The organism is Branchiibius sp. NY16-3462-2 (assembly GCF_001594145.1).
Classification (GTDB): domain Bacteria; phylum Actinomycetota; class Actinomycetes; order Actinomycetales; family Dermatophilaceae; genus Branchiibius.
In genome coordinates, this window is record NZ_LVCF01000044.1 from 15726 (window position 1) to 29346 (window position 13621).

The following is a 13621-nucleotide window of genomic DNA, read 5'->3' on the forward strand; positions in this document are numbered from 1 at the left end:
GTGGCTGACTCCGACATCACCGTGGCCGCGCCGAGCGTCTCGGACACTACGTCCGGCGCCGGTGCGGCCGCGGGGCCCCCGCCGCGCAGACGCGTCCGGGTGCACGCTGCGTGGGGAATGCTGCCGTTCTTCCTGCTGATGACGGTCTTCTTCATCCTGCCGACGCTGATCCTGCTCTATACAGCCTTCCAACCCGCCTCCGGCAGCGGCTTCACGATGGACAACGTGTCCACCTCGCTGCAGGGCGCCTACCGGACCGGCTTGATCAACAGCGTCAAGGTGTCCTTGATCGACGCCATCCTCGCGGGCATCCTCGGCCTCTTCCTGGCGCAGGCGATCGTGAGCAGCCGCAGCCGGATCCTCAAGGAACTCAGCGCCACCGCGGCAGCGGTGCTCACCAACTTCGGTGGTCTGCCCCTGGCCTTCTTGTTCGTCGCAGCCATCGGCAACGCTGGCGTCGTCACGAAGCTGCTCGATGACCATCTGGGAATCTCCCTGTCGGATATGGGTTTCAACCTCTACGGCATCAGCGGCGTCGTCGTGGTCTACCTCTACTTCCTGGTCCCACTCATGGTGTTGGTCATCATTCCGAGCCTGGAAGGCCTGCGTCCGCAATGGCGGGAGGCGGCGCTCAACCTGGGCGCCAACCGCTGGCAGTATTGGCGCCACGTGGCGACCCCCGTCCTGCTGCCCAGCTTCCTCGGCGCACTCGCTCTTCTCTTCTGCAGTGCCATCTCCGCCTACGCGACCGCGGCGGCCCTCACCAACGGCACCCTGGCGCTGACACCGCTCCAGATCGCCGCGGTGCTGTCCGGGAACGTCCTGGCCGACCAGGCCAATGTGGGCGCGGCGCTTGCTCTCGACCTGATGGTGCTGATCGTGCCGCTGACTGCCCTGTACCTGTTCCTGCAGCGGCGCACCGCGCGGTGGTTGCAATGACCGCCGTCACGTCCGGGCGCGTCCGGTCCCTGCCGTGGGGTCGGTGGCTGGTCCTGCTGATCGCAGCGGTCTATTTCATCGGCCCGCTCGCCGCAGCGTTCTGGTTCTCCATCGAGAACACGCACGGGGTCGACTTCGGCGCCTACACCGAAATCCCCTCAGCACCAGGCCTCGTCGACGCTGTTGTGTTGTCCCTGCAGATTTCCGTGGTGGCCGTGCTGCTCACCTTGTTCATCATGGTGCCGACTATGCTCCTGCTGCACCTGCGGCTGCCGGGTATGCGTCCGATCGTCGAGGTCTTGTGCCTGCTGCCGCTGGTCGTGCCGCCGATCGTGCTGGTCGTCGGGGTCGGCAAGGTGATCGCCTGGGGGAACACCACGGACACCAGCAGCGTGCGGTGGCAGGTGACCAACCAACTGCTCAACAGCCATCCGCCGTTCATCCTGCCGCTGCTGTACTTCGTGTTGGCACTGCCGTTCACCTACCGGGCGCTGGACGCCGGCATCCGCGCCGTACCCCTGACGACGTACGTCGAGGCCGCCCAGGGTCTTGGCGCCAGTTGGTGGTCGGTCCTGTGGCGGGTCGCCCTGCCCACGCTGCGCAGCAGCGTCGTCACCGCCGCGTTGCTTGTCTTCGCATTGGCCTTCGGCGAGTTCACCGTGGCCAGCATCCTTCAGTACCAGCCGTTCACGGTCTGGCTGCTGCAGTTCAACAACACCGACGGCCGCCTCACGACCGCGTTGTCGCTGATCAGCCTGGGCTTCACCTGGCTCCTCCTGATCGGGTTCTCCGTCGTGACCTCCAGCCGACAGAAGGGCTCCCAAACATGAGCGCGTTACCAGTTGCTGATGGGCAGGCTGGCGTCGACGTCGACTTTCGCGACGTACGTCGGGTGTTCCCTGGCACGGTTGCTCTTGACGGTCTGAACCTGCACATCCCCGGTGGCCAGTTGCTGGCCCTCCTGGGGCCGTCGGGGTGCGGGAAGACCACGGCCCTGCGGTTGCTGGCCGGGTTCGACGCCCCCGACGCCGGCACCATCAGTGTCGGCGGGCGCGACGTGCGCGGCCTGCCGCCGAACCAGCGGGATATGGGCATGGTCTTCCAGGCTTACAGCCTGTTCCCCACGATGACCGCGCGCGACAACGTGGGTTTCGGCCTACGGATGCGCCGCCACGACTCGGGCAAACGCTCCGCACGCGCAACCGAGCTGCTCGATCTCGTGGGCCTTTCTGAGCATGTCGACAAGTACCCGCACCAGCTGTCCGGTGGCCAGCAACAACGAGTGGCCCTCGCGCGGGCCCTGGCTATCCAGCCGCGGGTGCTGCTGCTGGATGAGCCGTTGTCCGCACTGGACGCGAAAGTCCGAGAGCAACTCCGTGATGAGATCCGCCGGTTGCAGGTCGAGTTGGGTGTCACGACGCTCTTCGTCACCCACGACCAGGAGGAGGCACTGTCGATGGCCGATCAGGTGGGCGTGATGCGCGCGGGACGCCTGGAGCAGATCGCCGCCCCGCAGCGGCTCTATGACGAGCCGGCGACGGCCTTCGTCGCGACCTTCGTGGGCACGATGAACCGCCTCGAAGCGATCATGGTCGATCAAGGGTCCGTACGGTTCGGTGACCAGACCCTGCCGATCCGTGGCGCAGCCCCGGGCGGAGCAGGGACGCCCGTGGAGGTACTGGTGCGACCGGAGGCGATGCGGATCCGGCCGGACCAGGCGGGACCATGGGAGGTCTTCGTCGCGACCTTCCGCGGCGCCACCACGCGTCTGCAGTTGCGGCGCGGGGAGGAATCCGCACTGGCGGACGTGCCCTCGGAGGTCGCCTCGTCGTACCCGCCCGGCGCCCGGTGCTCGGTCAGCCTGCCGGACGGTCCGGCGCTGGTAGCGCCAGCCCAGCCTCTAGAAGCTCAGTCCTCGCCGTCCTGAGGCGCCCGCAGACCTTCGTAGATCTCCTTGCAGGTCGGGCAGATCGGGAACTTCTCCGGGTCACGGTTCGGGATCCACTTCTTGCCGCACAGCGCGGTCACGGCCTCACCCGACAGCGCCGACTCCAGGATCTTCTCCTTGCGCACGTAGTGCGCGAAGCGCTCGTGATCGCCCGGTTCCCAGGTTTGCTCCTCGACCTCCTCGCGCTCCAGCACGCTGGTGGTGGTGCGCGGGCCGGCCGGCGCGGCCTGCGGTTCGGTGTCTGGTGCGCCCGGCGCGGTGGGCTGGTCAAGCGGAGTGCTCATAGGTCAAGAATAGGCGCTGCGGCGTCGCATAATGAGGTGTGGATGCGTTGACCGGCAGGCTTCTGATCGCCGTACCGCGGGTGCGGCACGAGCAGTTGCCGGCCGTGGGCGCTGGGGACGACGGGCTGCTCCACGTCGATCAGATCACCGAAGTCGACGAGGACAACGTCTTCGAACGTTCGGTGGTGTTGGTCCTGCACCATGACCATGAGGGCGCGCACGGCCTGATCCTGAACCGTCCACTGGCGGCCGAGGTCGATGCGGTGCTGCCCGGCTGGCAGGACCACGTCACGGCGCCGGACACGATCTTCCAGGGCGGACCGGTGTCACTGGACACGGCTCTGGGCCTGGTGGCAATCCCCGGGGATGATGAATCCATCGGTATCAAAAGGCTTTTCGGCGATGTCGCCCTGGTCGACCTGGACGCCCCTCCCGCCGTGGTCATGCCCGAGGTCGGCGCGTTGCGGATTTTTGCGGGGTACGCCGGGTGGGAGCCTGATCAGCTGGAGGACGAGATCGCCGCTGGCGCGTGGTACGTCGTGGACGCCCACACCGACGACGCCTTCACCACCCGTCCGCATGAGTTGTGGTCCTGTGTGGCCCGGCGTCAACGCAACACGATTGCCTTTGTGTCCAGTTTTCCGGGCGACCCGGGGCTGAACTGACCAACCAGTCTGCACAGAAGGCAGTGGCCGACCTGAGTGATCAGGTCGGCCACTGCCTCTGTCTGCTCCAGACGACTGCTCAGTCGCGACCGGCGCGGCTGTAGCCGCGCTCGGAACGACCGCCGCGACGGTCGCCGCGGTACTCGCCACGACCCTGGCCGGGCCGACGAGGGCCGCCCCGGTAGCCACGCGGGCCACCACGGTGTCCACGGTCGCGCTGTCCGGGAGGGGTCAACAGGTCTTCCAGCGTGGACTGGCTGACGAAGTCGCCCGAGGGACGGCTGCCACCGGCAGCGGCGATGATGTCATCGCCCGGACGGGCCTTGGTCAACTGGATGCCGACACCGGCCTCGTCGAGCAGGCGCTGCACACCCTTGCGCTGGTGCGGCAGAGCCAGGGTCACCACGGTGCCGGCCTCACCGGCGCGGGCGGTGCGCCCGGCGCGGTGCAGGTAGTCCTTGTGGTCGGCCGGCGGGTCGATCTGCAGGACAAGGCTCACGTCGTCCACGTGGATACCGCGAGCGGCAACGTCCGTTGCGACCAGCACCGGGATGCGGCCGTCCTTGAACGCGCTGAGCACCTTGTTGCGCTGGCCCTGGTTCAGACCACCGTGCAGTGCGGCGGCCACGATGCCCTGCTCACGCAGTTCGGTCGCGACGCGGTCGGCACCGAGCTTGGTGCGCACGAAGACCACGGTGCGACCGGTGCGGTTGGCGACCTCGGCGGTGACGATCTTCTTGTCACGCGGCTCGATCAACAGCGCGTGGTGCTCCATCGTGGTCACCGATGCGGTGCCGTCGTCGGTGGAGTGCGTGACCGGGTCGGTCAGGTAGCGGTCGACAACGGTGTCGATCCCGCGGTCGAGGGTCGCCGAGAACAGCAGACGCTGGCCCCCTTCGGGCACCAGGTCCAGGATCTCGGTGATGGCCTCGAGAAAGCCCATCTCGGCCATGTGGTCGGCCTCGTCCAGGATGGCGATCTGCACCGCGGACAGGTCGGCAGCACCACGGGCGATCAGGTCGCTCAAGCGGCCGGGCGTCGCGATCAACAGGTCGACACCGCGCGCCAGGGCGCTCAGCTGCGGCTCGTAGGGCATGCCACCGGCGACCAGCTTGTGGTGCAGACCGGCCACGTGCACCAGCGGCTGCAGCGCGTCGCTGACCTGCATGGCCAACTCGCGGGTCGGCACGAGGACGATCGCACGCGGCTGGTGCGGCCGCGCCTTGGAACCCATCAACCGGGTCAGGGTCGGCAGGCCGAAGGCCAGCGTTTTACCGGAACCGGTGCGACCGCGGCCCAGGACGTCCCGGCCGGCGAGGGCGTCCGGGATGGCCGCCTGCTGGATCGGGAAGGGCTGCGTGATGCCGTCGCGAGCGAGGCGCTCGACGAGAACCTCGGGCAATCCGAGGGCGGCGAATCCGTTGTCTGACATGTCGATCGGTTCCTGAATGCGTGCTGCGGCGGCGCGGGTAGTGGTGGTCTGCTGGGGGCGGGAGAAGGTACGGCGCTCGGAACGCTCGCCGTAGGTGCGGCTTTCGCGGCGGTCGTCTGCGCGGTCGTCGCGGCGGTTGTCCCGACGGTCGTCGTAACGACGGTTATTGTCGCGGCGCTCGCCGTACGAGGAACGCTCGTCACGACGGTTGTCGTAACGCCGGTCATCGCTGCGCTGCGGACGGTCCCCGTAGGAACGGTTCTCACGGCGGTCGCCAGAGAAGCGGTCGTTACGACGGTCGCCGTAGGACCGGTTGTCCCGACGGTCGCCGTACGAACGGTTGTCCCGACGCTCGCCGTACGAACGGTCGTCACGACGGTCCCCGTAGGACCGGTTGTCCCGACGGTCCCCATAGGAACGGTCGTCACGACGGTCCCCATAGGAACGGTCGTCACGACGCTCGCCGTACGAACGGTTCTCGCGACGGTCATTGCTGCGCTGCGGACGGTCGCCGTACGAACGGTCGTCACGACGGTCCCCGTAGGAACGGTTGTCCCGACGGTCGTCGTACCGACGCTCGCCGGAGCGCTGCGGACGCGCGTCAGAGCGACGCGAATCAGAACGAGAGGAGTCGAAACCGTCGCGGCGCGAACGGTTCTCGCGCTCGGGGCGGCTCTTGGTGGAGGCGTTGGACTTGCCCTTCTGGGCGGCGAGCTTCTGCTCGCGGGTCCAACGCGGCTTCTTGCCAGCCGATTTGGCGGCAGGCGTCGTTGAATGATGTGACATGGGTGCGTTCCTTCACAGGTGGCAACTGGCGGGCGGTTCGTCCTGTCCGGGTGACAGGCCGCCGGATCTCAGCGCTCACACAACGTCCGGGTTAGTGCCCGGCGTAGAAGACTGACCTCAAGAACGCAAGATCGGATGTCACTATCGTACCGGGTGACAGGTGGTGCTCATGACCACGTGCGACGTGAGTGCGCTCACTGCCCCCTGGCGGCGCGGCTGACTGCCGCTGCCACGATCTTGCTCAGGTCGGGGTGGAAGACACTGGGAATGATGTAGGTCGGGTTCAACTGGTCGTCCGGGACCACACCCGCGAGCGCGATCGCGGCGGCCTGCAGCAGGTCGTCGGTGACCTTGCGAGCCGCCGCGTCGAGCAGGCCGCGGAAGATGCCCGGGAAGACCAGGACGTTGTTGATCTGGTTGGCGAAGTCACTGCGACCGGTCGCCACCACCGCCGCGTACTGGGCCGCTTCGTCGGGCGCCACCTCCGGGACCGGGTTGGCCAACGCGAACACGATGGCATCGTGGCCCATCGTCGAAATGTCCTGTCCGGTAAGGATGTTCGGGCCAGAGGCACCGACGAAGACATCGGCACCCACCAACGCTTCTTGCAAGGTGCCGCTCACACCGCGCGGGTTGGTGTCGCGAGCCAGAGCGGCCAGCGAAGGGTTCTCCCCCGCGACGATGTCGGGTCGATCGGTGCTGACGACGCCGTGGATGTCCGCCACGACGACGTCCCGGGCACCCGCGTGCAGCAGCAACCGGGTGATCGCCGTACCGGCCGCACCAGCCCCGCACTGCACGATGCGCACATCGGCGAGCTTCTTGTCGACGACCTTCAGCGCGTTGGTCAACGCAGCCAGGACAACGACAGCAGTGCCGTGCTGGTCGTCGTGGAACACCGGGATATCCAGTTCCTTGCGCAGGCGGTGCTCGATCTCGAAGCAGCGCGGCGCGGAGATGTCCTCGAGGTTGATGCCGGCGAACACCGGGGCAAGCGCCTTCACCGTGCGCACGAGCTCGTCGGGGTCCTTGGTGTCCAGGCAGATCGGGAACGCGTCGATGTCCGCGAAGCGCTTGAACAGCGCGGCCTTTCCCTCCATGACCGGCATGGCTGCCAACGGGCCGATGTCGCCCAGGCCGAGGACCGCCGTACCGTCAGTCACCACCGCCACGGTGTTGCGTTTGATGGTCAGCCGGCGCGCGTTCTCCGGGTTCTGGGCGATATCCATGCAGACCCGCGCCACACCCGGGGTGTAGACCAGCGACAGGTCGTCGCGGTTACGGATCGGCACCTTCGACTCGATGGACAGCTTGCCACCCAGGTGGGCCAGGAACGTCCGGTCGCTGACCTTGCCGATCTCGACGCCGTCGATGTCGGCGATCATCCCCACGATGTGGTCGGCGTGCTGCGGGTCGCGGGCCGCGATCGTGACGTCGACCGCCATCCGATTGGTCTCCGAGGACGTGACGTCCAGACCGGTGACCAGTCCCCCGGCCTCATCGACCGTGCTGGTCAACTCGCTCACCGCAGTGGGGCGGGCCGGCAGGGAGAGGCGAATGGTCACGGAGTTCGACACGGACGGCTGCACAGTCACGTACTTCATTGTGACCCCTACTGCTGCGTAGACCAGAATCCATGTGCCACGCTGCGGTCATGACGACAGAGGCCGCAACACTGCGCGTGACCGGAACCGCCACCAGCGGAGCCACACCGGACCGGGTCGAACTGCGACTGGGCGTGGAACACAGCGCCAGCAGCGCCCCCGCCGCGCTCGACGCTGCAGCGGCCGCGGCGCATCGCCTGGTGGCCGCCATCAAGGCAGCCGATGTAGCCGATCACGACGTGCAGACTGCGGGCCTGTCCCTGGACCGCGGCTGGGACCCGGAGAAGAACGTCCCCAGCGGGTACGTCGCGCGGCACCGGTTCGCGGTCCGCACCGCTCTGGATGCCTCGGGTGAGGTCATCGCTGCTGCAGCCGACGCCGCTGGCGACGACTTGCGGGTGGAGTCGGTCAGCCTGGCCGTCAGTGATACCGACCCGCTGCGGACGCGAGCACAGCGCGACGCGTTCGACGATGCCCGCACTCAGGCAACCGAGTTGGCCCGACGGGCGGGACGCCAACTGGGCCCGGTCCTGGCCATTGACACCTCACCCGCAAATGGACCGATTCCATTGCAGCCCAAGGCGATGCGCATGATGTCTGCGGACGCGGGCGGCCCGATGATCGAGGGTGGCGAGTTCACGGTGACGGCGACAATCGTGGTGGTCTACCAACTCACCTGACAGAGCAACTGGTGTGACGCGCCTGCGCGAAGTGGAGGTGGCGGGAATCGAACCCGCGTCCGCTAACGGCGAGACAGGACTTCTCCGGGTGCAGTGCGCTATGGATTTTCTCGGCCCCGCAGCTCGCGCGCACACGTTCTGTGACAGGCCCAGTCGGGTAAGAGTCCCACACCGTCCCCCGACGAGACGGTGCAGCAAGTTTCCTAGCTGACGCCAGGCACTGAGTCGGAAACTACCTCAGGCTGACGGACTTCGAGGCTCGCTCAGGCGGCGAGGGCGAAGTCGGTGCGCTTGGAGTTGGCACCTATTGGTTTTGCACGCATCGTTAACGAGATAAGCGTGCATCCTCGACCCGCTTCCCCTGCGACGGCGATCAACGTCGAAACCGATCACCCCCATGATGAAGCAGGCGCGTCACACTATTCAGTTGGCTCGTTGATCCTAACGCCCGGCCGCAACCGGTTATTTCCCAGCGGCGGGTCCTCAGACCCCGAAGCTGGGACGCAACGGGTAGGAGGCATCGCCGGATTGCGGGACCTTGACCCCGAGGACCTGGTGCAGCTGGATCCGGTTCGTCTCGAACGACAGGGAGGATCCGGCTAGGTAGAGACCCCAGATCTTGGCGGTAGGCTCGCCGGCCTCGGCAACGCAGGCGTCCCAGTTGTCCGAGAGGTTGCGGCACCAGGCCCGGCAGGTGCGCGCATAGTGCTCACGCAGATCCTCGACGTGCCGGATCTCGAAACCCTCGTCCTGCATCGCACTGACGATCGTCCCGACACCGGTGATCTCGCCGTCCGGGAAGACGTAACGGTCGATGAATCCGCCCTTGGTCAGGGACGGCGCCTTGTTGTCGGGACGGGTGATGCTGTGGTTCAGCATCCGCCCGCCGTCGCGCAGGTGCGTCATCCCGAACCGGAAGTACGCCGGGTAGTTCCGGACGCCGATGTGTTCGGTCAGCCCGATCGAGCTGAGGGCATCGAATCCGGTCTCGGTGACGTCGCGGTAGTCGCTGTAGCGGATCTCGGCCCGGTCATCGAGACCGAGTTCCTTGATCTTCTGTTCGCCCCAGGTCGCCTGCTCGCGCGACAACGTCACCCCGAGCGCCGTGACGCCGTAGTGCTCGACCGCGTGGCGAACCATGCCACCCCAGCCGCAGCCGATGTCCAGCAAGCGCATTCCCGGCTCCAGGCCGAGCTTCTTGCATACCAGGTCGTACTTGTGGAACTGGGCTTCCTCCAGCGTCGCGCCGTCATACGGGTAGCAGGCACAGGTGTAGGTCATCGAGTCCCCGAGGACCATCTCGTAGAACTCGTTGCTCACGTCGTAGTGGTGCTGGATCGCCTCGGAGTCCCGCTTGCGCGAGTGCCGCAGACCTTCGACCGCACGACGCCACTGCGACGGCGCCTCCTGCGGCGGCGGGGGCGGCGGCTTCAGCGCGCCCAGGCCGACCGCGGACAGCATCGCCGGAATCTCCCGCAGCGGTGGCGTTTTCGGCTCGAACCCACTCCAGAAGATGTTCAGGAAGTCGTAGGGGTCGCCCAGATCGACGCCGGACAACGTCAGGTCACCGCTGACGTAGGCTCGCGCGAGCCCCAACTCGCCGGGGTGGGTGATCAGGTAGCGGATACCCCGCTCGTTCTCGACGTGCACGGCGTACGGCGCGTCTGCGTTTCCGCCGACCGAACCGTCGTAGGCGGTGACGCTGAACGGGGCGTCCTCACCGATCAGTTTGGTGACGACATCGCCGATCGTCATCGTTCCGTTGCTTCGCGTCATGCTCATTTGCGCAACACCGCCTTCGTGTAGAGGTCCGGCAACCGGCCCGAGGGGTCGTACCGCTTCTTGATCGCTTGGTAGGTCTCGCCGCCGTAGAGCTGCCAGAAGGTGTCTTCGTCGTAATACGCGTCGCTGTAGAGCGATTTGTGCCCGTCGAACTTTCCGACCGCGCGCTCGATGCGCCGGTTGACGTCGCCGTCCTGCGCGCCGTCTTCAATGGGCACCGTTGCCCAAAACCCAACATTGACATACGTTTCCCCGGTCCGCATCGGGTACAGCGGCCAGGGTTGGCCCGGGGCGGTGTGATCTGCAAGACGCATGGGGCACAGCCACACCGGGCTGATCGGCACATTCTGGGTGAACCAGTGCAGGAATTCCGCGGTCCGTCCGATCGGCAACTCCACGTCTTGGATGACCCGCTCGCGCGCCGGTTTGCCCCGCCACTGGTCGATGCGTGCCTTGACCTCGTGGGTCGTCTCGAAGCGGATGATCTTGCTGTAGACGTCGCTGCGTTTGTAGCGATCCGGCCACAGCCTGCGGACCATCGGCCGACCGAGCCCGAGGGCGCCATTGCACCAGAACCAGTCGGTGTCCCAGCGCCAGATGTAGTCCTTGACCGTGAGGTAGTCATCGCTGCGCTGCTGGATCGAGCGGTAGTAGATCTGCTGCCCGGTGTAATCGCTGACGTACGGCGCGTGGTCGGCGAACGTGGCGACCACCAGGTAGGCCTCGTGCCGGGAGAACACGACCCCGTCCAGGAAGTCGACCGTCCGGCCGTCGTGCTCGCCGCTGCGCACGATCTGGTCCGTCGCGGCGATACACGAGTCCAGATCGTCGTACCGCAGGTGCTGCAGTCGCACGAACGGCTTCACTGGCATGAGCTTGATCCGCAGGCGGACCGAATAGCCCAGCGAGCCGTAGGAATTCGGGAACGCGCGGAAGAGATCGGCGTGCTCACCGTCGGGAGTGACGTGCAGGATCTCGCCGGCACCGGTCAGGATGTCCAACTCGGTCACCGACTCGTGCGGCAGGCCCATCCGGAAGCTGGAGGATTCGATACCCAGACCCGTGACCGCGCCGCCGAGAGTGATCGTGCGCAGTTGCGGCACGACGTACGGCATCAGCCCGAAGGCCAGTGTCTCGGCGACGAGATCCTCATACGTCGTCATCCCCTGGACGTCGGCGGTCAGCGCCTCCGGATCGATCGAGATGACGTGGTTCAGGTCCGTGACATCCAGACCGGGGCTGCTGATGCGTTCGCGGTTGCGGAACAGGTTGGAAGTCTTCTTGGCCAACCGGACCGGCTGATCATGAGGCAGGGTGGCCAACTGATCGCGCACCCGCTGCACGGCCGCGAGGTGAGCTTGTTGTCCGATCATGGTGATCTCCTCTGCCCGCTAAGCCATTTATATAGCTACTCTACCTACCAGCTGCTGGCGCCGCCGCCGCCCATACCTCCACCGGCGAAGCCGCCGCCGCCGAAGCCGCTGCCACCGGACGAACCGGGGGTGCTCACGAAGGTTCCGGCCGAGACCGTACCGAATGCGTCGACGCCACTTCCGATACTCTCAAACCCGCTGAAGCCAGGGTTGATCGGGATGTACCACATGGGCATGATGATCGGACGGCCTTGTGCCGCAGCCGCTTCCGCGACCTGGCCGAATACTTTCGACCACCGCTCGGCAATACCGAAGACCACGGCGTACGGCAGATACTTGCTGAAGATCTGCGAGGCTTCCTCGAATTTGATCTGACCCGCCTCTGCCGTTTCCAGGTACTGCTTGAAGCCCAGGGACTGCTGGGTTATCGCGCTGCCGAGCGCCGTACGTGATGCCATCCGGCGGCCCATGAACATCACGATCAGGCCGGCGATCACCAGACCGATCGGCAGGCCGATGGCTGCCATCGCCAGGTTGGCGAGGAAGACGAACGAGGCGATCGCGGCACCGATGAGCAACGCGCCCAGCATCTGCCAGCGTGATCGGACCGCCGCAGGGTTCTGCCGGAACCAACCCCGGTGGATCGTCTCGGCGTACATCTCACTCTTGGCGCTGGCCAGGGTGCTCGCGAAGTGGTTCTTCAACTGGGACAACTGGATCGGCGATCCACGGCTGAACAACCCACGCAGCACCACCTGTTCGTACTGCAGCAGCGGCTCGGTCTCCTCGCTGCGCGTCGCCGTCAACTCCCAGTCGCCGGCCGCGAACATGCCGCGCTGTTCGACCTCCCGCATGGTCAGATACCCGCGAGCCGCGAGGTCGACCACGGTGGCGCTCACGTCGACCGTGTCCGCGGATTCGTCGATGAGGGTGCCCATCAAGCCTGCCCGCACACCGGCCGGGGGGTTGAACTGCACCGCGATCGGTTGCTTGCCGCCGCGCACGACCTGACCCTCGCCCTCGGTGGGCGTCAGGCCCGGGGTCAGGCCGGCGTACCGCTCGTCACGGCCGCGCTTCCAGAACAGGGCTCCCATGCCGCCCGCGGCCAGGACGGGCAGCGCGATACCGCCGACCAGACCGACCTTGGCCAGCGCCGCCTTCTGATCCGGGGTCAGGCCGCTGCTGTCGTCCTGGTCAGCCGAACCGTCCCGCAGGATCGGGTCGGTGTTCGTGAAGGCCGAAGTGGGCATGGCGCTCACCACCGAAACCTCTTGGTAGGCGGCCAGGTTCGATGCGGAGAACGTGGCATCGCCGCCGGCGCTGGCCTGGCACTGGTTAGTGCTCTTCGCCGCACCGTAGTAACAGGCTGCCTTCGTGCTGGCCGCCGGACCCGCGACCGTCACCCGCACCGAGTTGATCGGGACTGAAACTTGGGCGCCGGTGACGTTCCAGTAGAACTCGGTCGTACCGTTGTCCTGCTTGTTCACGACGCCGTGCAATGTGTAGGAGATCGTGTACTTCTGCGTGCCGGAGACCGTGGTGTTCGGGTCACCGATCCGCAGCACGGTGTTCGCCCCGGACTCCGTGCGCTGCACTTCCGTCGGCGCACCGGTCGAGCTGCTCACCGACACGTCGTCCAAGTCGTAGCTGCGGTATTTGTCCGGCTGCGGTTCGTAGCCCTGCCGCGTGATGATCCACCGCTTGATGCCGTGCGCATCCTGACCGGGCGCGAACTGCCAGGTCAGCTGCTCGGTGACCCGCGCGGTGCCGTCCGCCTTTACGTCGTAGGTGCTGACCCAGCTGATGATTCGCTCACCCGTCGCCGCGGACGCCATGGAGGCGGGTCCGAAGACCAATGCAGCCAGCATTCCGATGACGGCCAGAATCCGTACCCCACGCATGGCCTCACCCTAGTGGGCCGCTACCTCGGTTCAATCCCCAAACATCAATCTGGCGAGTCCTCAACCTCGCCGCTGCGCCGCCGACTCGGCCAGCGCCTCATCGACAACTCCGCGCTCGCTCTTTGTGAGTCCGCCGCCGACTCGGCTAGCGCCTCATCGACAACTCCGCGCTCGCTCTTCGTCAGTCGCCGAACCCACCGAAGTCACCAAAACCCCCACCACCATCC

The 13621-nt window shown here is 66.5% G+C and carries 11 protein-coding genes and 1 other RNA gene; 5 read left to right on the top strand and 7 right to left on the bottom strand.

Translation table 11 applies throughout. The features are described from left to right. From AZH51_RS17155 to AZH51_RS17165, 3 genes are read left to right on the top strand one after another with little or no spacing between them, the layout of a single operon-like run. Positions 1 to 939, top strand: a complete 939-nt coding sequence (locus tag AZH51_RS17155) for an ABC transporter permease subunit (RefSeq protein WP_291526077.1) — start codon at positions 1 to 3, stop codon at positions 937 to 939. After that, on the top strand, positions 936 to 1769 hold the full coding sequence (locus AZH51_RS17160; protein WP_291526078.1) for an ABC transporter permease: 834 nt from the start codon (positions 936 to 938) through the stop codon (positions 1767 to 1769). The genes AZH51_RS17155 and AZH51_RS17160 overlap by 4 nt, the downstream gene beginning before the upstream one ends. Further along, positions 1766 to 2866, top strand: coding sequence for an ABC transporter ATP-binding protein (locus AZH51_RS17165; RefSeq protein ID WP_291526079.1), 1101 nt, complete (start codon positions 1766 to 1768; stop codon positions 2864 to 2866). Before AZH51_RS17160 ends, AZH51_RS17165 begins: the two co-directional genes overlap by 4 nt. On the opposite strand, the gene AZH51_RS17170 is transcribed toward AZH51_RS17165, so the two are convergent. After that, positions 2848 to 3171 carry a DUF3039 domain-containing protein gene (locus tag AZH51_RS17170; RefSeq protein ID WP_291526080.1) on the bottom strand — a complete coding sequence of 108 codons (324 nt, stop codon included), beginning with the start codon at positions 3169 to 3171 and terminating at the stop codon, positions 2848 to 2850. The two genes, AZH51_RS17165 and AZH51_RS17170, sit on opposite strands and share 19 nt — an antisense overlap. Positions 3172 to 3209: 38 nt before the next feature. Between AZH51_RS17170 and AZH51_RS17175 the strand changes: the two genes are divergently transcribed. Then, positions 3210 to 3836 (top strand): YqgE/AlgH family protein, encoded by a 627-nt coding sequence (locus AZH51_RS17175; RefSeq protein WP_291526081.1) that lies wholly within the window; start codon positions 3210 to 3212, stop codon positions 3834 to 3836. 79 nt (positions 3837 to 3915) lie between these two features. On the opposite strand, the gene AZH51_RS17180 is transcribed toward AZH51_RS17175, so the two are convergent. Together AZH51_RS17180 and AZH51_RS17185 are read right to left on the bottom strand one after the other, a co-directional pair. Next, entirely contained in the window at positions 3916 to 6054 is a 2139-nt protein-coding gene (locus AZH51_RS17180; RefSeq protein WP_291526082.1) for a DEAD/DEAH box helicase, read from the bottom strand. 194 nt (positions 6055 to 6248) lie between these two features. Then, on the bottom strand, positions 6249 to 7649 hold the full coding sequence (locus AZH51_RS17185) for an NAD-dependent malic enzyme (RefSeq protein ID WP_291526083.1): 1401 nt from the start codon (positions 7647 to 7649) through the stop codon (positions 6249 to 6251). A gap of 59 nt (positions 7650 to 7708) precedes the next feature. On the opposite strand from AZH51_RS17185, the gene AZH51_RS17190 reads away from it, so the two are divergent. Beyond that, a complete protein-coding gene (locus tag AZH51_RS17190) occupies positions 7709 to 8338 on the top strand; it encodes an SIMPL domain-containing protein (protein ID WP_291526084.1) in 630 nt (209 codons plus the stop codon). A gap of 29 nt (positions 8339 to 8367) precedes the next feature. On the opposite strand, the gene ssrA is transcribed toward AZH51_RS17190, so the two are convergent. From ssrA to AZH51_RS17210, 4 genes are all read right to left on the bottom strand, one after another. Continuing rightward, positions 8368 to 8735: a transfer-messenger RNA gene (ssrA, locus tag AZH51_RS17195) on the bottom strand. Positions 8736 to 8821: 86 nt separating this feature from the next. Then, a complete protein-coding gene (locus AZH51_RS17200) occupies positions 8822 to 10120 on the bottom strand; it encodes a cyclopropane-fatty-acyl-phospholipid synthase family protein (protein WP_291526085.1) in 1299 nt (432 codons plus the stop codon). Beyond that, entirely contained in the window at positions 10117 to 11493 is a 1377-nt protein-coding gene (locus AZH51_RS17205; RefSeq protein WP_291526086.1) for an FAD-binding oxidoreductase, read from the bottom strand. The genes AZH51_RS17200 and AZH51_RS17205 overlap by 4 nt, the downstream gene beginning before the upstream one ends. A 44-nt stretch (positions 11494 to 11537) precedes the next feature. Next, on the bottom strand, positions 11538 to 13394 hold the full coding sequence (locus AZH51_RS17210) for a DUF2207 domain-containing protein (RefSeq protein WP_291526087.1): 1857 nt from the start codon (positions 13392 to 13394) through the stop codon (positions 11538 to 11540). Between the last annotated feature and the right edge of the window lie 227 nt (positions 13395 to 13621).